This is a genomic window from Actinoplanes sp. NPDC049599 (assembly GCF_044465625.1).
Taxonomy (GTDB): Bacteria; Actinomycetota; Actinomycetes; order Mycobacteriales; family Micromonosporaceae; genus Actinoplanes.
The window spans coordinates 35,306-54,765 of the sequence record NZ_JBITLX010000015.1 but is presented as its reverse complement, the minus strand read 5'-3'; the positions used below and the strand labels follow the sequence as shown (position 1 = coordinate 54,765).

Sequence of the window (19,460 nt, the reverse complement as noted above, 5' to 3'; positions counted from 1 at the left end):
GCGTGCGCAGCCGTACCCTTGGCGCTTGTGGCAAGTTCGACGTCCCTCGCGAAGCGGCTTCTGCTCGGCCGGCCCTTCCGCTCCGATCGGCTCCAGCACACGCTGCTGCCGAAGCGGATCGCGCTGCCCGTCTTCGCCTCGGACGCGCTGTCCAGCGTCGCGTACGCGCCCGACGAGATCCTGCTGACGCTCTCCATCGCGGGCGCCGGCGCGTTCTTCTACTCGCCGTGGATCACCCTGGCGGTCGCCGTCGTGATGGTCACGGTGGTGGCGAGCTACCGGCAGAACGTGCACGCGTACCCGTCCGGCGGCGGTGACTACGAGGTCGCGACGGTCAACCTCGGCCCGCGCTTCGGGGTGGCGGTGGCCAGCGCGCTGCTGGTCGACTACATCCTGACCGTGGCGGTGTCGGTCAGCGCCGGGGTCGCGAACCTGGGCTCGGTGGTGCCGTTCGTGGCCGAGCACAAGATCGGCATCGCGCTCGCGGCCATCGCCCTGCTGGCCGCGCTCAACCTGCGCGGGCTGCGCGAGTCCGGCACCGCGTTCGCCATCCCCACGTACCTGTTCATCGTGGTCATCCTCGGGATGATCATCACCGGCCTGGTCCGGGTCTACCTGCTCGGCCAGGACCTGCGCGCACCCAGCGCGGACATCGTCATCGAGGCCGAGACCCAGCACCTGACCAGCTTCGCCTTCGTCTTCCTGCTGCTGCGCACGTTCTCCTCGGGCTGCGCCGCGCTGACCGGGGTCGAGGCCATCTCCAACGGCGTGCCGGCGTTCAAGCCGCCGAAGAGCAAGAACGCGGCCACCACGCTGCTGCTGCTGGGCGGCATCGCCATCACCATGTTGGTCGGCATGATCATGCTGGCCCGCGCCACCCACCTGCAGTACGTCGAGGACCCGCTGCTGCAGATCGTCGGCGGGCCGGACAACTACGTGCAGAAGACGGTGACCGCGCAGCTCGGCGAGACCGTTTTCGGCAGCGGTTCGATCCTGCTCTACGTGGTCGGCGTGGTCACCGCGTTGATCCTCTTCCTGGCCGCGAACACCGCGTTCAGCGGCTTCCCGGTGCTCGGCTCGATCCTGGCCCAGGACCGGTACCTGCCCCGCCAGCTGCACACCCGCGGTGACCGGCTGGCGTTCAGCAACGGCATCTTCTTCCTGGCCGGCGCCGCGATGCTGCTCATCGTGTCGTTCGAGGCCGAGGTCACCCGGCTGATCCAGCTCTACATCGTGGGCGTGTTCGTGTCGTTCACGCTGTCGCAGGCCGGCATGATCCGGCACTGGAACCGGCTGCTGCGGACCCAGCGGGATCCCGGCGCCCGGCGCCGGATGTTCCGGTCCCGGGGGATCAACACCTTCGGCATGGCGCTGACCGGCGCGGTGCTGATCGTCGTGCTGGTCACCAAGTTCCTGCTCGGTGCGTGGATCGCGATCGTCGCCATGCTGGTGATCTACGCCGGCATGCTGGGCATCCGCAAGCACTACGTCCGGGTCGCACAGGAGCTGGAGCCGAGTGAGGAGCGTCCGGTGCTGCCCTCGCGCAACCACGCCATCGTGCTGGTCAGCAAGGTGCACAAGCCGACCCTGCGGGCGGTGGCGTACGCCCGGGCGACCCGGCCGGACACGCTGACGGCGGTCACGGTCAACGTGGACGACAAGGACACCCGCGCCATCCAGGCCGAGTGGGAGCGCCGGCAGGTGCCGGTGCCGCTGACCGTGGTCGACTCGCCGTACCGGGAGATCACCCGCCCGATCATCGACTTCGTCAAGGGCGTGCGCCGCGGTTCGCCGCGCGACGTGGTCACCGTCTTCATCCCCGAGTACGTGGTCGGCCGCTGGTGGGAGAACCTGCTGCACAACCAGAGCGCGTTGCGGATCAAGACCCGGCTGCTGTTCGAGCCCGGGGTCATGGTGACCAGCGTGCCGTGGCAGCTGCGGTCCAGCCAGGACCGCGACCTCGACCGGCTGGACCGTGACCTGAGCCGGGCGCCGGCCCGCGGCCCGCGTATCCGTCCCGACGGTGTGCCGGCCACGGTGGCCGCCGCACCTCCCGCCGACCCCCCGGAAGAGCCGAAGTGAGCGACGAACTGTTCGAGGGTGACCGGATCGACGTGACGGTCGGTGAGCCCGCCCACGGCGGGCACTGCGTGGCCCGGATCGGCGGCCCGCACGGCCAGGTGGTCTTCGTCCGGCACGCGCTGCCGGGCGAGCGGGTCACCGCCGTGGTGACCGAGCTGCACAAGGGCTACCTGCGCGCGGACGCCGTGGAGATCCACGAGGCGTCGCCGGACCGGGTGGCCGCGCCGTGCGCGTTCGCCCATCCCGGCGGCTGCGGCGGCTGCGACCTCCAGCACGTCGCGCCGGCCGCGCAGCTGGCCTGGAAGTCCGCCGTGGTGCGCTCGCTGCTGGGCCGGATGGGCGGCCTGAGCAGCGAGCGGATCGCCGAGCTGGACATCCGGGTGGAGCCGCTGCCGGGCGGCCCGCTGGGCTGGCGGTCCCGGGTCCGGTACGCCGTGGACGCCGCCGGCCGGCCGGGCCTGCTGCAGCACCGGTCGCACGAGGTCGTACCGATCGACCGCTGCCTGATCGCCCACCCGGAGCTGCAGAAGCTCGACGTGACCGGCCGGCTGTGGCCGGACGCGGCCGCGGTTGAGGTGGTCGCCTCGACCGGCGGCGACATCAGCGTCCGGCCCCGCCCGGCCACCACCGCGCTGCTCGCGCCCGCCGAGCCGGTGGCGCCCGGTGCGCTCGTGCCCGGCGGCAACGGCCTCCCCGGCGAGCCGGCCGAGGCGCCCGCCGACGGCCCGGCCGAGGTGACCGAGCTGGCCGTCGGCCGCAAGTGGCAGGTGCCGCCGGACGGCTTCTGGCAGGTGCACCCGGCCGCGGCGGACACCCTGGTGGGCGCGGTGCTGGAGCTGCTCCAGCCGGCCGAGGGGGAGAGCTCCTGGGACCTGTACGGCGGCGCCGGCCTGTTCGCGGCGGCGCTGGCCGAGCGGACCCGGGGCCGGGTGACGGTCATCGAGTCCGCGCCGGTGGGCGTGACGGCGGCCCGGACCAACCTGGCGGACCTCAACGGCGTCGAGGTGGTGGCCGGCCGGGTGGACGTGGCGCTGGGCCGGCGCCGGGTGACCGGGCCGGTGGACCTGGTGGTGCTGGACCCGCCGCGGACCGGCGCGGGCACCAAGGTGGTCCGGGCGATCACGACGGCCCGGCCGCGCGCGGTGGCCTACGTGGCCTGCGACCCGGCCGCGTTGTCCCGGGACGTGCAGACCTTCGCCGCCGAGGGGTACAAGCTGGCCGCGCTGAAGGCGTACGACTGCTTCCCGATGACCCAGCACATCGAGTGCGTCGCCCTGCTCGTGCCCGGCTACCAGCCGCCGGCGGAACAAGTGGTCTCGTCGAACGACGCCGCGGGGCAGTGATCTGAGTCACCGGAGGTTGTGCAGGTTTTGTGGAGGACGTCTCTGTGGCCGTTCGCGCCAGATGCGTGGGCGCGTTCCGCCGATAGACTGACTCCTCATGAGCGAGCGCAGTGATCAGACGACGGCCGGCATCCTCGCGGGCATCAAGACCCCCGGCGACCTCAAGCGCCTCGATCCCGATCAGCTGACCCTGCTCGCGGCGGAGATCCGCGACTTCCTGGTGGCCAAGGTGTCGCGCACCGGCGGGCACCTCGGCCCCAACCTCGGCGTCGTGGAGACCACCCTGGCCCTGCACCGGGTCTTCGACTCGCCCCGGGACAGGGTGCTGTTCGACACCGGCCACCAGGCGTACGTGCACAAGATCGTGACCGGCCGGCAGGACGGGTTCGACCGGCTGCGCCAGCGCGGCGGGCTCTCCGGCTACCCGAGCCAGGCCGAGAGCGAGCACGACCTGATCGAGAACTCGCACGCCTCCACCGCCCTGTCATACGCGGACGGCCTCTCCAAGGCCTTCACGCTGCGCGGCGAGGAGCGGCACGTGGTGGCCGTGGTCGGCGACGGCGCGCTCACCGGCGGCATGTGCTGGGAGGCGCTCAACAACATCGCGTCGGCGAAGAACCGCCTGGTCATCATCGTCAACGACAACGGCCGGTCGTACGCGCCGACCATCGGCGGGCTCGCCGACCACCTCTCCACGCTGCGCCTCAACCCGGGCTACGAGCGGGTGCTCGACCTGGTCAAGGACGCGCTCGGCTCGACGCCGGTGGTCGGCAAGCCGGTCTACGAGGTGCTGCACGCGGTCAAGAAGGGCATCAAGGACGCGGTCAGCCCGCAGCCGATGTTCGAGGACCTCGGCATCAAGTACCTCGGCCCGATCGACGGGCACGACATCCAGGCCATGGAGTCCGCGCTGCGCCGGGCCAAGGGCTTCAACGCCCCGGTCATCGTGCACGCGGTGACCCGCAAGGGCTACGGCTACCGGCCCGCCGAGGACGACGAGGCGGACTGCCTGCACGGCCCGGGCGCGTTCAACCCGGAGACCGGTGCGCTGACCGCGAAGCCGTCGGTGAAGTGGACCCACGTCTTCGCCGAGGAGCTCGTCGCGATCGCCGACGAGCGTCCCGACGTTGTGGGCATCACCGCCGCGATGGCCGAGCCCACCGGCATCGCCGCGCTGCAGAAGAAGTACCCGGAGCGGGTCTACGACGTCGGCATCGCCGAGCAGCACGCCGTCACCTCGGCCGCCGGCCTGGCCATGGGCGGCCTGCACCCGGTGGTCGCCGTCTACGCGACCTTCCTCAACCGGGCGTTCGACCAGGTGCTGCTGGACGTGGCGATGCACGGGCTGCCGGTGACGATCGTGCTGGACCGGGCCGGCATCACCGGTCCCGACGGCCCGAGCCACTACGGCATCTGGGACATGAGCGTCTTCGGCGCGGTGCCCGGCCTGCGGATCGCCGCGCCGCGCGACGCCGCCACCCTGCGTGAGGAGCTGCGCGAGGCGGTCGCCGTCGACGACGGGCCGACGATCGTGCGGTTCCCGACCGGTTCGGTCGCCGCCGACCTGCCGGCGCTGCGCCGGGTCGGCCCGGTCGACGTGCTGCGCGAGGACGAGCGCAAGGACATCCTGCTGGTCGCGGTGGGTGCCTTCGCCAAGCTGGGGATGGAGGTCGCCGAGCGGATCGCCGAGCAGGGGTACGGCGTCACGGTCGTCGACCCGCGCTGGGCCCGCCCGGTGCCGATCGAGCTGGCCGCGCTGAGCCGGAGCCACCGCCTCGTGGTGACGCTCGAGGACGGCATCCGGGCCGGCGGCGTGGGCGAGGCGGTCGCCAGCTCCCTGCGTGACGCCGGCGTCGACGTGCCGCTGCGGGACCTGGGCGTGCCGGCCGGCTTCCACCCGCACGGCAGCCGCGCCGAGATCCTCACCGCGCTCGGCCTGACCGCCCAGGACGTCGCCCGCGACGTGACGGAGTGGGTCTCGCAGCTGGAGGACCCGGCCACCGAGCACCAGCCGCAGCGCTGAAGATCAACGGGCTGATTCGTTATCTGCCCGTTATCTTTGGAGCATGGCGGCGGAGACATTCGGCGGCAATACGGTAGTCATCGACCTCGGCCTGGCCCGGGGTGAACCCGACGAGTACGTCCGCCCGGCCCGCTCGACCATGCCGGACTGGTTCGCCCCGGTGCTCGTCGCGGTCATCGTGCTGCTGTCGTCCGCGGCCTCGGCGGCGCCGCAACCCTCGGCGCTGTCGCCCGTGCTGACGCTGCCGTTCGGGCCCGCCGACCCGTACGCGCTGACCGACGACGGCGACCTGCTCGCCCAGACGTACGGGACGATCAGCTCGTACGACCTGAGCGACGGGCACCTGAACTGGCAGGCCGGCTCGGTGTCGCCGACGTACCGGTTGCGCACCGGCGGCGACCTGGTGCTGATGCGGCCGTGGAGCGGCACCCAGGGCGACCCGGGCACCACCGCCATCTCGCTGACCACCGGGGTCGCCCAGTGGCGGCGCTCCGGCAACGTCGTCACCATCGCCGGTTCGAGCGCGCTGCTCGCCGTCAACGCCGTGCGCAGCTCCGGGTCCGGCCGCCGGGTGCAGGGTCCGGTCGACGCGCTTGAACCCTTCGGCGGCACCACCCGCTGGCAGGTGCCGGTCCCGTCGACGGCGGTGCTGATGGGCGTGCCCGGCCCGGGCGACAACGGCCCGCGGATGCTGCTGATGCACGACAGCCAGCTAGCCGCCGTGCACGACCTCGACAACGGCCGCCTGCTGGCCAGTGCCCGGCTGCCGGCCGCCGACTACGGCCCGGACAACCCGAGCATCGCCGGCGGGCTGCTGGTGCTGCGGCACCCCACGCCGACCGGGCGGATGGTCAGCGCTTTCGACCCGGTGACGCTGCGGCTGCGCTGGGTCCGGCCGGCCGGCTTCGCGTTCGGGGTCAGCTCGTGCGGGCCGCTCATCTGCCTCACCGGGCCGGACGGGGTCCGCGCCGTCGAGGCGGACGACGGGCTGCAACGCTGGTTCCGGACCGGCTGGCGCAGCGTCGAGCAGCGCGGCGGGGCGCTGGTGGCGTTCGGGACGCCGGAGGGCGAGACCGAGCCGGTCGGCACGATCGAGCCGGCCACCGGCGAGGTGCTGGTCGACCTGCGCGGCTGGCGGCTGGTCTCCGGTCCCGGAGGCGGGGACCACCTGCTGGTGACCCGGGCGGCCGATGCGTCAGGCCGTACCATGGTCGCCGTCGCCGCCCCCGGCGGTGTGCGACCGGAGCTGCTGGCCGATCTGCCGGCCGGCACCGGCGACTGTCAGTCCGTGCCCGGCCGGCTCGTCTGCCGGGAGTCGACCGGCGAGCTGGTGGTCTGGGCCTACCGGCGAAAGGACTGAGCGTGGCGCTGATCGAGCTGAGCCCGGAGACGCCGGCTCCGCCCGCGGCAGCCACCCCGCCGCTCGCCTACTACTACCGCCGGGCCGGCCTCGCGCTGGCCGTCCTGCTGCTGCTCGCGCTGGGTGGGGCCGCGCCGGCCGGCTCGGTGCTGCTGACCCGGATCGGTGCGGTGCCGGTCGCCACCGGCGGTGACTTCCAGCTGGTCGGCGGCCTGCTCTACACGATGGACCTGGACGCCGAGCCACGCGTGCTCACCGCCTGGCAGCCCACCACGCTGCGGCCGCTCTGGAGCTATCGCGGCACCACGACCGAGGACCCGTTCTTCGTGAGCGCGGCGACGGACGGGTTCACCGTGCTGCGCTCCGGGCGCGGCATCACCGTGCTCGACGCCCGGACCGGGGCGGTCCGCTGGACCTCGCCGGTCGCCGTGCAGCCGGTGAACGACCGGACCGCGTTCGTCGAGGAGGAGATCTTCCGGCCCGGCACCGAGTACGACGCGGAGTCCGGCGACCCGGGCCAGCTCTACGGCACCAACACCGGGCCGCTGCACACCGAACCGGCGCTGCGCACCGAGCTGCGCGGCGTCGACCTGGCCACCGGCGCGAAGGTGTGGTCGCTGACCCTGCCCGGCTCGGTCTTCACCACCTGGACGGGCGCGCCGGAGAACGCCGTCGTGGTGCTCACCTCCGACCGGCTGCTGGTGCTGTCGCCGACCACCGGCGCGGTGCTGCGGGAACGGCCGGTGCCCGCGATCGGCGGCGTGACCGCGGGGGAGGGTGAGGTCGTGGGCGACACCGTGCTGGTGCACTACGGCGACTACGGCACGGGCGGGCTGGTCACCGCGTACGCCCTGGACACGCTCGCCGAGCGGTGGCGCCAGGATCAGCCCGACCCGGCCGGCAACTCCGCCGGCTGCCTGGGGCTGACCTGCGTCCGGAGCGGCAACGAGCTGATCGTGCTGGATCCGCGTACCGGTGCCGAGCGCTGGCGGAGCACCGACAGCATCGTGCTGGCGTTCGGCACCGGCGCGGTGCTGGAGACGCGGGGGCCGAGCCGCCCGCTGCGCACCGCGGACGTCGTCACCGGGCAGCAGGTGACGGATCTGCGCTGGTGGCGGTTCTTCTTCCCGGTCGAGGGCGGGCGCGCGTACCTGGTCAGCCGGTTGGACGGCAACCGCAACACCGTCTTCGGCCTGCTCCGGCAGGGCGCCACGGCGGTGCAGCCGCTCGGCCGGCTGCCCGAGACGACCGTGCAGTGCCAGTCGGTGCCGGGGCTGCTCGCCTGCCGGGTGGCGACCGGCATCGAGGTGTGGGCCATCCCCGGCTGAGCGCCGCGATCGGCGGTCGCCGGGCGCACAATGGCGGCGTGGGCGACGTCCTGATCGACCTCGGTGAGCAGCACGGCCGGCTCCCGAGCGAGACCGTGGCGTCCCTGGACCGGCCGCACCGCTTCCGCGGCATCCTCGCGTCCCTGACGGCCGTGCTGCTGGCCGGCCTCGGCGGGGCCGCGGTCACCCGGGCGCCGGTCGCGCCGGTGCTCGTGGCCGCCCGGCTCGGCGACACCATGTTCGTCGAGCAGAGCCGGCTCTACGTGGTCGGCGGCAACCGGGACCCGCAGGGCGCCGCGATCCAGCACAAGATCGTCAGCATGTACGCGCTGCCCGGCGGCGAGCTGCTGGCGCACACCACGGTCGCCGTCACCGGGGCGATCTTCCAGGTCACCTCGGTGGCGGAGACGGTGCTGGTGTCGTACCAGGTCGACACCGTCGGCGCCGAGGCGACGGTGGCCCTGCAGGCCGGCACCGACCGGGCGCTCTGGCGGGCACCGGCCCGGCTGCTCAGCGTCTCGGCCGCCGACGGCCTGGTGCTGCTGCGGGAGAACAGCCCGCGCTTCGGCGACCTGCACTGGTACGGCCTCGACCTGGCCACCGGCCGCACCCGGTGGTCGCTGGAGCAGCCGCTGCAGGGCTACACCACCGAGGCCGGCTACCGGGCCGGCTTCCCGCGCCGGCTCATCACCGCGACCACGGCCGGGCACATCGAGGTCCGCGACACCGTGAGCGGCACGCTGCTGGTCGAGGGCGACGTGACCGCGCGACCCGGCTGGTCGCGGCGTGGCATCACCGTGTGGCCCACCGGCGACCTGGTGCTGGTCGGCGGGCTGGGCGGGATCACCGCGTACACCCTGGCCGGGCTGAGCCCGCGCTGGCACAGCGGCCTGGAGCTGTCCGGCCGCTGGGTGCAGGACTGCGTCAACGCCATCTGCGTCTTCGGGTACCGCGGCGGGGTGCAGGTCCTCGACCCCGGTACGGGACAGGTGCGCTGGGCCGCGGACCGCTGGACCATGGCCGCCGAGGCCGGCTCGTACCTGCTGGTCAGCGGCAACCAGGGGCTGGAGGGGCGGTATCCGCTCGCGGTGGTGGAGCCGGTCAGCGGCGTCGTGCACGGCGACTTCGGTGCGTGGCGGGCGGCCGGTCCGCCGCGCGCCGACGGGACGGTGGTGGGCCTGCGCCAGCGCATCGGCGACGACGTGGTCTTCTACGCGCTGCTGGACCCGGTGACGCTCGCCGTCCGGGTGCTCGGCACGGCCACCACGGTCTCCGGCGACTGCCAGGCGACCACCGAGGTGCTGGTCTGCCGCCGGATCGACGCGGGCGTTGCGATCTGGCCCCTGACCCAGTAGTAACCGACCGGTAGCCTGCACTCACAGCCCCTTTACGGTGCGGCGGCAAGGCTGTGCGGTGAGCTGACTTTGAGTGCGGAGGACCCCGGGTGCGCGTACTGGTGGTGGAAGACGAGCGGAACCTCTGTGACGCGATCGCCCGGGGGCTGCGGCGCAAGGGGATGGCGGTCGACGTCGCATACGACGGGCTGACCGGCCACGAGATGGCATACGTGACCCGCTACGACGTCGTCGTGCTGGACCGTGACCTGCCCGGCATGCACGGCGACGAGATCTGCGCGGCACTGGTCGCCTCCGGCGCGCTGACCCGGGTGCTGATGCTCACGGCCAGCGTCACCGTGGCCGACCGGGTCGAGGGGCTGCAGCTGGGCGCCGACGATTACCTGCCCAAGCCGTTCGCGTTCGAGGAGCTGGTGGCCCGGGTCCAGGCCCTGGGCAGGCGGGCCACCCCGGCCGCGCCGCCCGTGCTGACCGTCGGCGACCTGATCCTGGACCAGGCCCGCCGGGTGGTGACCCGCGGCGGCGCCCCGATCGACCTGACCAACAAGGAGTTCGGCGTCCTCGAGGAGCTGCTCAAGGCCCGCGGCGGCGTGGTATCCAGCGAGGAGCTGCTGGAACGCGTCTGGGATGCCAACACCGACCCGTTCACCACGACGGTCCGGGTGACGGTCATGACGCTGCGCAAGAAAGTGGGCGACCCACCGCTGATCGAGACGGTGGTCGGCGCGGGCTACCGGGTGCCCGAGCCCGTCGTGGTGCTGCCCGCCGGCGGGCCGGCATGACGGTGTACGCCAGCCGGCGTGAGCGGATGCGGATGCGGCCGACGCTGCGGCTGCGGCTCACGCTGCTCAACGGCATCCTGCTGGTCGGTGCCGGCGCCATCCTGGTGCTGCTGGCCTGGCTGCTGGTCGGCGACGCCCTGCACCCGGCGGACGAGCTGCAGGCCGGCACCCAGGTGGTGCTCCGCGACGGCGCCCGGCTGGACGCGCTCACCTGGCAGACCGATCTGGTCAACAGGGCGTCCCAGGAACTGCTGATCAAGGGCCTGATCGCGCTCTTCGCCATCGGCATCATCGGCATCGCGGGCGCGTACGCGGTGGCCGGCCGCGCCCTGCGCCCGCTGCACTTCGTGACGGCGACCGCCCAGCGGCTCGGCGAGGAGACGCTGGACCAGCGGATCCGCTACTCGGGCGCGGACGACGAGGTGGCCGAGCTGGCCCGCACCTTCGACGCGATGCTGGACCGGCTGGCCGGGGCGTTCGAGTCGCAGAAGCGCTTCGTGGCCAACGCGTCGCACGAGCTGCGGACCCCGCTGGCGGTCATGCGCACCGAGATCGACGTGACGCTGAGCGACGACGAGGCCGACGTGGCCGAGTACCGCCGGATGGCCAAGGTGGTGCGCAACGCCTCCGAACGCGCGAACGGGCTGGTGGACGCGCTGCTGGTGCTGGCCCGCAGCGAGGCGCAGTCGGGGCGGCGGCTGGTCCGCAAGGTGCCGGCCGACCTGGCGACCAGCGTCTACAACGCGCTGTCGGCGGTCAAGGCCGAGGCGGAACGGATGAAGCTGGAGGTCACCACCGACCTGCAGGCGGCGCCGGTGGTCGGCGACCCCAGCCTGCTGGACCGGCTGGCCGGGAACCTCATCGAGAACGCGATCCGCTACAACCACCTGATGGGCAAGCTGTGGTTGCGCACCGAGAACACGGACGGGCACGCCCGGCTGGTGGTGGGGAACACGGGCTACGAGGTGGACCCGGGTGACGTCCCCGGGCTGTTCGAGCCGTTCCGCCGGGGCGGGTGGGAACGCACCGGGTCCCGCGGGTCGGGGCTCGGGCTCTCCATCGTCCGGGCCGTCTGCGACGCCCACGGCGGCACCGTCTCGGCTGTGGCTCAGCCCGGCGGGGGGCTTGAGGTCTCCGTACGGCTGCCCGCGGCCGACACCACTCCGGTGGTGGCGGCCACGGCTACCGTGCCCCGGGCCAAGGGTCTGGGTATCGCCTCGTCGTGACCGGCGGGCCTGGTCAGGCGGCCAGGCGGAGGTCCTCCTGGCCCGCTTCCCGCCGGATCGTGCGCCAGCGGGAGACGCTGATGCCGAGTTCGGCGGCCAGGTCCGCGTCGGTGAGGTCCGGCCGGGCTGCCTTGATCTTGGCGGCGGTCGCCAGGGTCTCCGCCGGCGACCTGCGCGGCTTGGCCGAGGGCTTCGTGGCGGTGGCCTTCGCGGACGGCTTGGCGGTCTTGGTGGTGGCGGTGACCCGGCCCTGGCGGGTCAGGGCGGGGTTGAACGCGGAGATCTCGGCGCCGCGGGTCCGGGGGAGGGTCGCGCGGGGGAGCTTGGCTGCTACCTCGGCCAGGGCTGCCGCGGTGGCGGGGCTGCGCCGGGTGCTGGCGGCGGTCGGGACCGGGATCAGGCCCGGCACGGTCGTCCCGGCGGTGCGGGTGTCGGGGGCCGTGCTCTGACCGCCTGCCGTGCTCTGACCGCCGGCCCGGCTTTGACCGCCTGCCGTGCTCTGACCGCCTGCCGTGGCATTTGCGCCGGCCGCGGCGGTTGTGTCGACTGCGCCGGCCGTGGCGGTTTCGCCAGCCGCGGCTTTTGCGTCGAGTGCCACGTTTGCGCTGATCGCGCCGTTTGTGCTGGCTGCACTGGTTGCTGCGGTCGCGCTGGCTGCGGTCGCGCTGGCTGTGGTTGCGCTGGCTGTGGTTGCCAGGACCGCCGCTCGGGCGGTGCGGGTGGCCTCGGCGCGGGCTTCGGTCTCCAGCAGGGCGATCTGGCCGCCGAGCTCGACCAGGCAGATGCTGGCCACCACGATCAGGCCGTCCACCGACAGCGGCAGCAGGTAGGCCGACGCGCCGGTCTCGCCGTAGCGGGCGGCCACCCCGGCCATGTGCCAGTAGGAGACCCAGGCGGCGATGCCGGCGATCGTCGCGGTGGCGAACAGCCGGGCGAAGGCGAGGGAGCGGCGGTGGACCGGGACCCGCGAGATCAGCTCGACCGTCAGCAGCAGGGCGAGCGGCGGCCAGGCGGCGATGGCCTGGCTGATCGGGTTGTCCAGGGCGTGCAGAATGTTCGCGGCGACCGAGGCCGCGACGCCCAGGACCAGGGTCGCTCGCACGGCCCAGCGGACGCGGCGAAGTTGCGGGAGTACCACCGGACGCTCCTCTGAGAAGTCGAAACGAAAAGCCGGGCCCCGTGGGGGACCCGGCGGATCATCCTGTCGTGCTGATGTTTCGGTACGGCATCGGTCGGCCGGACCCCGGCAGACCGCGACCCGTTCGTGTCGGGAGCGATACGAACGTGTGACGCAGCCTCCCGGCGTGTCAGTTTGACTTCTGCTCGACCTGGCCTCGCAGCTTGACGAACTCGTCCTTGGCCTCGCCCAGCGAGGTGAAATACCAGATCAGCAGGCCGGAGCTGCCCTCGTCGGCCCAGGCGCACAACGCCAGCGGCACGCCCTCGTCGGAGCCCTTGGCGCACTTGGCCGCGCCACCGAGCGGGCCGGGCGGGATGCTCGAGACGTTCGTCAGCTTCAGGTTGTCGAAGCTGGAGCCGGCGAAGGCGCCGTCCACCTCGTCCTTCGGGTCGCGCACATAGGACTTGGCCGCCACCACCATGACCAGGTCGCGCTTGGCCGGGACGCCGTAGAGGGCGCCCACCGACTGCGAGGCGCCCGGCAGCAGCGCCAGGTTCTCCTCCAGCTTCTCGACCGTGTCGGCGAACTTGGGGTCGGTCACCCGCGGCCGGCCGCCCAGCGTCCGGGGCTCCACGATGGTGATGACGGCCCGCGGCGGGGTCGTGGTGATCCCGGGGGTGGGCGCCGTCGAGGTGACGGAGGTGGCGAAGCTCTCGGCGGTGTTGCGGCCCGCCAGGTAGATCGCGGTGCCGCCACCGACGCAGAGCACCAGCACCAGGGCGACGGAGACCAGCGTGATCGGCAGCGCCCGGGACTTCTTCGGCGGCGCCGGCATCGGCGCGGGGAAGCCGCCCTGCGGCGGGTAGCCGGGCTGCGGGTACGACGGTGTCGGCCCGTAGGCCGGCGGCGGATAACCCGGCTGCGGCGGCACCGAGGCGGGCACGTCCGGGTTCGGCTGCCCCTGGTAGGGCTGCCCGGGATAGCCCGGCTGACCCGGATACCCCGGCTGACCCGGATAGCCCGGCTGACCCGGATAGGGCTGCCCAGACCCGGGCTGCCCAGACCCGGGCGGCCCGGAGCCGGGCGGCCCCGACCATGGCTGCTCACCGGACGGCGGGCCCGGATACGGCTGGCCGGAATGCGGCTGGCCGGGGTAGGGCTGGTCCGGATAGGGCTGGTTCGGCGGCTGCGACATCAACGCTCCATCGATCGGGCTACAGCACCGCGCAGCCTAGCCGCCGCCGGCCACGCGGTGATCTCCCGCCCGCCGCGAGCCTCGCCACATCCGGCGCGGCGAGCCTTGCCACATCCGTGCGCTGCGGGGCTCGCGGTTGGTGTCACGCCTTCTTCTCGACCTCGCCGCGGAGTGTGATGAACTCCTTTTCAAGGTCTGCCTTCTCCTTGAACATCATCGTCAGCATGCCCACGCTGCCGTTGTCGGACCAGACGCAGACCGCCATCGGCACGCCCGCGGTGTCGGTGTCGCCGCACTTGGCGATGCCGCCGAGCGGGCCCGGGTCGGTGTCGGTCATGTTTTCGATCTTGAAGCCGCCGGAGCTGTCGAGGCCGGAGTTGAAGCTGTCGAAGCGGTCCTGGGCCGAGCCGTTGATCGAGGAGGCCGCGGCCACCATGACGATGTCCTGATTTTGCACGTCGCCGTAGATCGCGCCGACCGAGCCGGTGGCGCCCGGGATGTTCGACATGACGGCGTCCAGGCCGTTGACGCTGCTCTGCAGGGTGGGGTCGTCCGCCTTGGGCCGGCCGCCCAGCGTCTCGGGCTCGACCACCGTGATCTTGCTGGCGTCGACGACCTGTTCCACCTTGTCCTTGGCCGCGACGAACGTGACCACCACGCCGGCGACGCACAGCAGCGCGACGACGCCGACCACGATCAGCACGATCTTGAGCGCGGACGACTTCTTCTTCGGCGCCGGGCCCATGCCGTACTGCGGGGCGTTCTGGCCCGGGTACGACCCCGGCGGGTAGGAGCCCTGGCCGGGTGGCGGGTAGGAGCCGTGGTCGGCCGGCGGCTGGTACGACCCGTGGTCCGGCGGCGGCGGGTAGGAGCCGGGCGGCGGCGGATACGAGCCCTGCCCCGGCTGCGGATACGAGCCCTGCCCTGGCGGTGGCGGATACGAGCTCTGCCCCGGCGGTGGCGGGTACGAGCTCTGCCCGGGCGGCGGTGGGTATGAGCCCTGGCCCGGCGGTGGGTAGGAGCCCGGGGCCGCCGGCGGCTGGTAGCCCTCCTCGGGACCGGGCTCGCCGGGGTAGGGCTGGTACGGCGGCTGTGACATGGGAACTCCCGGACTAAAGAGGTCAGCCGCCGGAGCGTACCGATTCGCCGGCGGCAGTGGCGTCGTCAACCCGTCAGTCGGGTGAACAAACCGGCGTCCCCGGACCCGGGTGCGGGCCCAGGGACGCCGGTTGGTGACACGTCAGGCGGGCAGGCTGGCCACGCCCGGCGGCAGGAACCGCTTGCCGGTGACCCGCTCCGAGGTGCCGCTGCGGTCCAGGTACGGCGTCACGCCACCCAGGTGGAACGGCCATCCGGCGCCCAGCAGCATGCACAGGTCGATGTCCTGTGCCTCGGCGACGACGCCCTCGTCCAGCATCAGCCGGATCTCCTGCGCCAGCGCGTCCAGCGCCTGCTGGCGTACCTGGTCGCCGGTCAGCGGGGCGGAACCGCCCTCGACCAGCTTGACCACCTCGGGGTTGATCTCGTCGTCGACCATCAGCGGCAGGCCGGCGTCGACGATCTTGCGCAGGTTGGGGCTGTCGCCGAACCGGTCCGGGAACGCCCGGTGCAGCGTCTCGCCCACGTGCAGGCCCACCGCGGGGCCGACCAGCTGGAGCAGCGCGATCGGGCGCATCGGCAGGCCCAGCGGGTCCAGCGCGGTGTCGACCACGGACAGCGGCGTGCCGGCGTCGATGGCGTTGAACACCTCGCTGGTGAACCGGGTCAGCAGCCGGTTGACCACGAACGCCGGGGCGTCCTTGACCAGCACCGACGACTTGCGCAGCTCCTTGCCGACCGCGAACGCCGTGGCCAGCGTCACGTCGTCGGTGCGATCGCCCTTGATGATCTCCAGCAGCGGCAGCACCGCGACCGGGTTGAAGAAGTGGAAGCCGACGACCCGCTCGGGGTGCTCGAGGTCGGCGGCCATGTCGGTGATCGACAGCGAGGAGGTGTTCGTCGCCAGGATCGCCTCCGGGGAGACGATCTTCTCCAGCTCGGCCCAGATCTGCTTCTTCAGGTCGAGGTTCTCGAAGACCGCCTCGATCACGAAGTCGGCGTCGGCGAACACCGACTTGTCGACCGAGCCGCTGACCAGGCCGCGCAGCTTGGCCGCGGTGCCCTCGTCCATCCGGCGCTTGCCGACGAGCTTGTCGATCTGGCCGCGGACGTAGTCGACGCCCTTGTCGACCCGGCTCTGGTCCAGGTCGGTCATGACCACCGGCACCTGCAGCCGGCGGGCGAAGAGCAGGGCGAGCTGGGAGGCCATCAGGCCGGCGCCGACGATGCCGACCTTGGTGACCTTCCGGGCCAGCGACTTGTCCGGCACGCCCACCGGGCGCTTGGCGCGCCGCTGGACCAGGTCGAACGCGTACAGGCTGGCGCGGGACTCGTCGCCCATGATCAGGTCGGCGAGGGCTTCCGTTTCGGCGGCCGTACCGTCTTCGAAGCTGGCGTCCTTCGCCAGCGCGAGCAGTTCGAGGGCCTTGTTGGCCGACGGGACCGCGCCGTGCAGGCGCTCGTCGAGCTGCTGCTTGGCGAAGAAGAGCACGCCCTCCCACATGTCCTTGTCGACCTCGGGCCGCTGCACGGTCACGTCGCCCTTGACGACGCCGGCGGCCCACTCCAGCGAGCGCTCCAGGAAGTCGGCGGCCTCGAACAGCTCGTCGGCGACACCCATCTCGCGGGCCTGCTTGGGCCGCAGCACCTTCTGGGTGAGCGGGTTCTGCAGGATGATCTGCGCCGCGCCGGGCACGCCGATCAGGTTGGGCAGCAGCTGGCTGCCGCCCCAGCCGGGGATCAGGCCGATCGCGACCTCGGGCAGGCCGAGGGCCGCGGCGCCGGTCGACACCGTGCGGTAGTGGCAGTGCAGCGAGACCTCGAGCCCGCCGCCGAGCGCCGCGCCGTTGATGAACGCGAACGTCGGGATCGTACTCGACCGGAGCCGGGCGAACACCCGGTGACCGAGCTCGCCGAGCGCGACGGCCTGCTCCCGCTCGGTGATGAGCGGCATGCCGGTGATGTCGGCGCCCACGCAGAAGATGTACGGCTTGCCGGTCAGCGCGATGAACGCCGGATCGGCCTCGGTGGCCGCGGTGATGGCCTCGTCGAGCGAGCGCAGGCCGGCCGGGCCGAAGCTGTTCGGCTTCTTGTAGTCCAGGCCGTTGTCGAGGGTGATCAGCGCGGCGGGCTTGTCCAGCCCCGGCAGCTTCACCAGGCGCAGCAGCGACTTGGTGACGACCTCGTTCGGGTACTCCATCACTTGTCCGCGCCTTCCCAGTTCGGGTTCTCCCAGATCACAGTGCCGCCCATGCCGATGCCGATGCACATGGCGTTGATGCCGTACCGCACCTCGGGGTGCTCGGCGAAGTGCCGGGCCAGCTGCGTCATCAGCCGGACGCCGGAGCTCGCGAGCGGGTGACCGATGGCGATCGCGCCGCCCCACGGGTTGACCCGCGGGTCGTCGTCGGCGATGCCGTAGTGGTCGAGGAACGCCAGCACCTGCACGGCGAAGGCCTCGTTGAGCTCGAACAGGCCGATGTCGTCGATGGTCAGCCCGGCCAGGCGCAGCGCCTTCTCGGTCGACGGGATGGGCCCGTACCCCATGATCTCGGGCTCGACGCCGACGAAGCCGTACGAAACCATCCGCATGGCGATCGGCAGGCCCAGCTCGCGGGCGGTGTCCTCGCTGGCCAGGATGGCCGCGGTGGCGCCGTCGTTGAGGCCGGCCGCGTTGCCCGCGGTGACCTTGCCGTGCGGCCGGAACGGCGTCTTGAGCGTGGCGAGCTTCTCCATCGACGTCTCGCGCGGCGCCTCGTCGGCCGTGGCCAGGCCCCAGCCCTGCTCGGCGTTGCGGATCGCGACGGGCACCATGTCGGGCTGCAGCTTGCCGTTCGCGTACGCCTTGGCGGTCTTCTCCTGCGACGCGAGCCCGTAGGCGTCGACCCGCTCCTTGGTGATGCCCGGCAGGCGGTCGTGCAGGTTCTCCGCGGTCGAGCCCATCACCAGCGCGGACGGGTCGACCAGCTTCTCGGCCAGGATCCGCGGGTTGGGGTCGACGCCCTCACCCATCGGGTGGTGACCCATGTGCTCAACCCCGCCGGCGATGGCAACGTCGTAGGCGCCCATGGCAATGCCGCCGGCGACGTTGGTCACCGCGGTCATGGCGCCGGCGCACATCCGGTCGATGGCGTAACCGGGCACGGTCTTGGGCAGTCCGGAAAGCAGCGCAGCGGTGCGGCCGATGGTCAGGCCCTGGTCACCGATCTGCGTGGTGGCGGCGATGGCGACCTCGTCAACCCGTTCCGGCGGCAGCTGCGGGTTGCGCCGCATCAGCTCCCGGATACAACGGATCACCAGATCGTCGGCGCGGGTCTCGGCATACATGCCACCCGCCTTGCCGAACGGGGTGCGGATGCCGTCAACGAAGACGACCTCGCGGCTTACTCGGGGCACAACAAGCCTCCTTGCAGGCGAACCCAGGGGAGTTTCATGCTACTCGCCGGTAACTTCCTTGCCTACCCGGCCTCCTGAACGTATGCGAGCGGCCGGCCGAAATCCGGAGGTCAGCGGGGGAGGGGAAGGTTCAAAAGCTGCTGTCGTGCCTGGTTGCATGGCTCTGACCGTCGCTCCCGCCGAACGCAGGGTGATTGCATGGTTGGTTTCGCCGACGGCTGGTTGCGTGCCCGGCGGGGTCGCGATGAGGTCCGCACGCAGCTGACCACCGCGCCACACGGTGATCGTCGCGCTTTGCTCTCGCGCCGCCTCGCCCCGCCTTGCCCTCACCCGTCCCGCCTTGCCTCGCCCCGCCCGCCTTGCCCCGCCCGCCTTGCCCCGCCCGCCTTGCCCCGCCCGCCTTGCCCCGCCCGCCTTGCCCCGCCCGCCTTGCCCCGCCCGCCTCGCCTTGCCCCGCCCGCCTCGCCCCGTCTCGCCCCTGCCTGGCCCCCGATCCGTCCCGCGTTGCTCGACTCCTGACCTCGGCGACGCCCCGATCCCCACTGCCGCGCGCTCTGCCTGATTCGCCCTGCTCTGTCCTATCCTCCTGCCGGATCTTGGGAGGATTTGGCCCCCATGGAGTCTTTTGCGTGGTTGGCGTATCGGGCGATGGCAATAGCCCGCCGGAGTGACGTGGGCCGCGCGCCGACCGCCACCGACGCGCAAGATTTCGTTCTTGTTGATGTGGTGTGAGCTCCGAACCTTAAGTCCACAAGATCGACAATTCGCTGCTCGCTTCGTGACTTTTACGCTCTTTGTTCCCTTAGGAGTTCCGCGATGTGAGAATCCTGCTCAATATGTGGCCCAGTGCTGCGGGTTCGGCGGTGGGCAGGCCTACGGCAATGCTTGGCGCGGCCGTTTCGGCGCGGCAGAAGCGTGTCGCCCGTCCGGGGGATGGCGATCGATCATCACAACAGCCACGCAAAAGACTCAGCGGGCCATAGTGCTACAAGATTCGCCAGAATGTCCTTTTCTGGCGTGTTCGGGATCGCCCGCCGCTGTGAGCGCCGCTGCCCGCCGGCTGCATTCCGCTCCCAGCCGACCGCCGTCTTGCCGACCGCCGGTGCACGTCCGCCGCCGCCGATCCGTCTGCCGTCTGCGCGGGCTGGTCGG

Annotated in this window: 13 protein-coding genes; 8 read left to right on the top strand and 5 right to left on the bottom strand. The window is 72.3% G+C overall.

The window, feature by feature from the left end; all coding sequences use genetic code 11:
* The first annotated feature begins 27 nt into the window (after nt 1-27).
* The 8 genes from ACIBQZ_RS24925 (at nt 28) to ACIBQZ_RS24890 (ending at nt 11,499) form a co-directional block, all read left to right on the top strand.
* The gene (locus ACIBQZ_RS24925) at nt 28-2,082 is read left to right on the top strand and encodes an APC family permease (protein ID WP_396091177.1); all 2,055 of its coding nucleotides are present in this window, start codon (nt 28-30) and stop codon (nt 2,080-2,082) included.
* A complete protein-coding gene (locus ACIBQZ_RS24920; protein WP_396091176.1) occupies nt 2,079-3,425 on the top strand; it encodes a class I SAM-dependent RNA methyltransferase in 1,347 nt (448 codons plus the stop codon). Before ACIBQZ_RS24925 ends, ACIBQZ_RS24920 begins: the two co-directional genes overlap by 4 nt.
* 97 nt (nt 3,426-3,522) lie before the next feature.
* Nucleotides 3,523-5,448 (top strand): 1-deoxy-D-xylulose-5-phosphate synthase, encoded by a 1,926-nt coding sequence (gene dxs, locus ACIBQZ_RS24915; protein WP_396091175.1) that lies wholly within the window; start codon nt 3,523-3,525, stop codon nt 5,446-5,448.
* A gap of 43 nt (nt 5,449-5,491) precedes the next feature.
* A complete protein-coding gene (locus ACIBQZ_RS24910; protein WP_396091174.1) occupies nt 5,492-6,808 on the top strand; it encodes a PQQ-binding-like beta-propeller repeat protein in 1,317 nt (438 codons plus the stop codon).
* 2 nt (nt 6,809-6,810) lie between these two features.
* Nucleotides 6,811-8,136 (top strand): PQQ-binding-like beta-propeller repeat protein, encoded by a 1,326-nt coding sequence (locus tag ACIBQZ_RS24905; protein WP_396091173.1) that lies wholly within the window; start codon nt 6,811-6,813, stop codon nt 8,134-8,136.
* 38 nt (nt 8,137-8,174) lie between these two features.
* Entirely contained in the window at nt 8,175-9,491 is a 1,317-nt protein-coding gene (locus ACIBQZ_RS24900) for a hypothetical protein (protein ID WP_396091172.1), read from the top strand.
* Between the two features lie 89 nt (nt 9,492-9,580).
* A complete protein-coding gene (locus ACIBQZ_RS24895; protein ID WP_396091171.1) occupies nt 9,581-10,273 on the top strand; it encodes a response regulator transcription factor in 693 nt (230 codons plus the stop codon).
* Nucleotides 10,270-11,499, top strand: a complete 1,230-nt coding sequence (locus ACIBQZ_RS24890; RefSeq protein ID WP_396091170.1) for a sensor histidine kinase — start codon at nt 10,270-10,272, stop codon at nt 11,497-11,499. The genes ACIBQZ_RS24895 and ACIBQZ_RS24890 overlap by 4 nt, the downstream gene beginning before the upstream one ends.
* A 13-nt stretch (nt 11,500-11,512) precedes the next feature.
* On the opposite strand, the gene ACIBQZ_RS24885 is transcribed toward ACIBQZ_RS24890, so the two are convergent.
* The 5 genes from ACIBQZ_RS24885 to ACIBQZ_RS24865 form a co-directional block, all read right to left on the bottom strand.
* Complete coding sequence (locus ACIBQZ_RS24885) at nt 11,513-12,637, bottom strand: DUF2637 domain-containing protein (protein WP_396091169.1); 1,125 nt, start codon at nt 12,635-12,637, stop codon at nt 11,513-11,515.
* 169 nt (nt 12,638-12,806) lie between these two features.
* A complete protein-coding gene (locus ACIBQZ_RS24880) occupies nt 12,807-13,814 on the bottom strand; it encodes a hypothetical protein (RefSeq protein WP_396091168.1) in 1,008 nt (335 codons plus the stop codon).
* 142 nt (nt 13,815-13,956) lie between these two features.
* The gene (locus tag ACIBQZ_RS24875) at nt 13,957-14,913 is read right to left on the bottom strand and encodes a hypothetical protein (protein ID WP_396091167.1); all 957 of its coding nucleotides are present in this window, start codon (nt 14,911-14,913) and stop codon (nt 13,957-13,959) included.
* Nucleotides 14,914-15,054: 141 nt separating this feature from the next.
* On the bottom strand, nt 15,055-17,112 hold the full coding sequence (locus tag ACIBQZ_RS24870) for a 3-hydroxyacyl-CoA dehydrogenase NAD-binding domain-containing protein (protein ID WP_396091166.1): 2,058 nt from the start codon (nt 17,110-17,112) through the stop codon (nt 15,055-15,057).
* The gene (locus ACIBQZ_RS24865; protein ID WP_396091165.1) at nt 17,112-18,308 is read right to left on the bottom strand and encodes a thiolase family protein; all 1,197 of its coding nucleotides are present in this window, start codon (nt 18,306-18,308) and stop codon (nt 17,112-17,114) included. The genes ACIBQZ_RS24870 and ACIBQZ_RS24865 overlap by 1 nt, the downstream gene beginning before the upstream one ends.
* Nucleotides 18,309-19,460 lie beyond the last annotated feature (1,152 nt).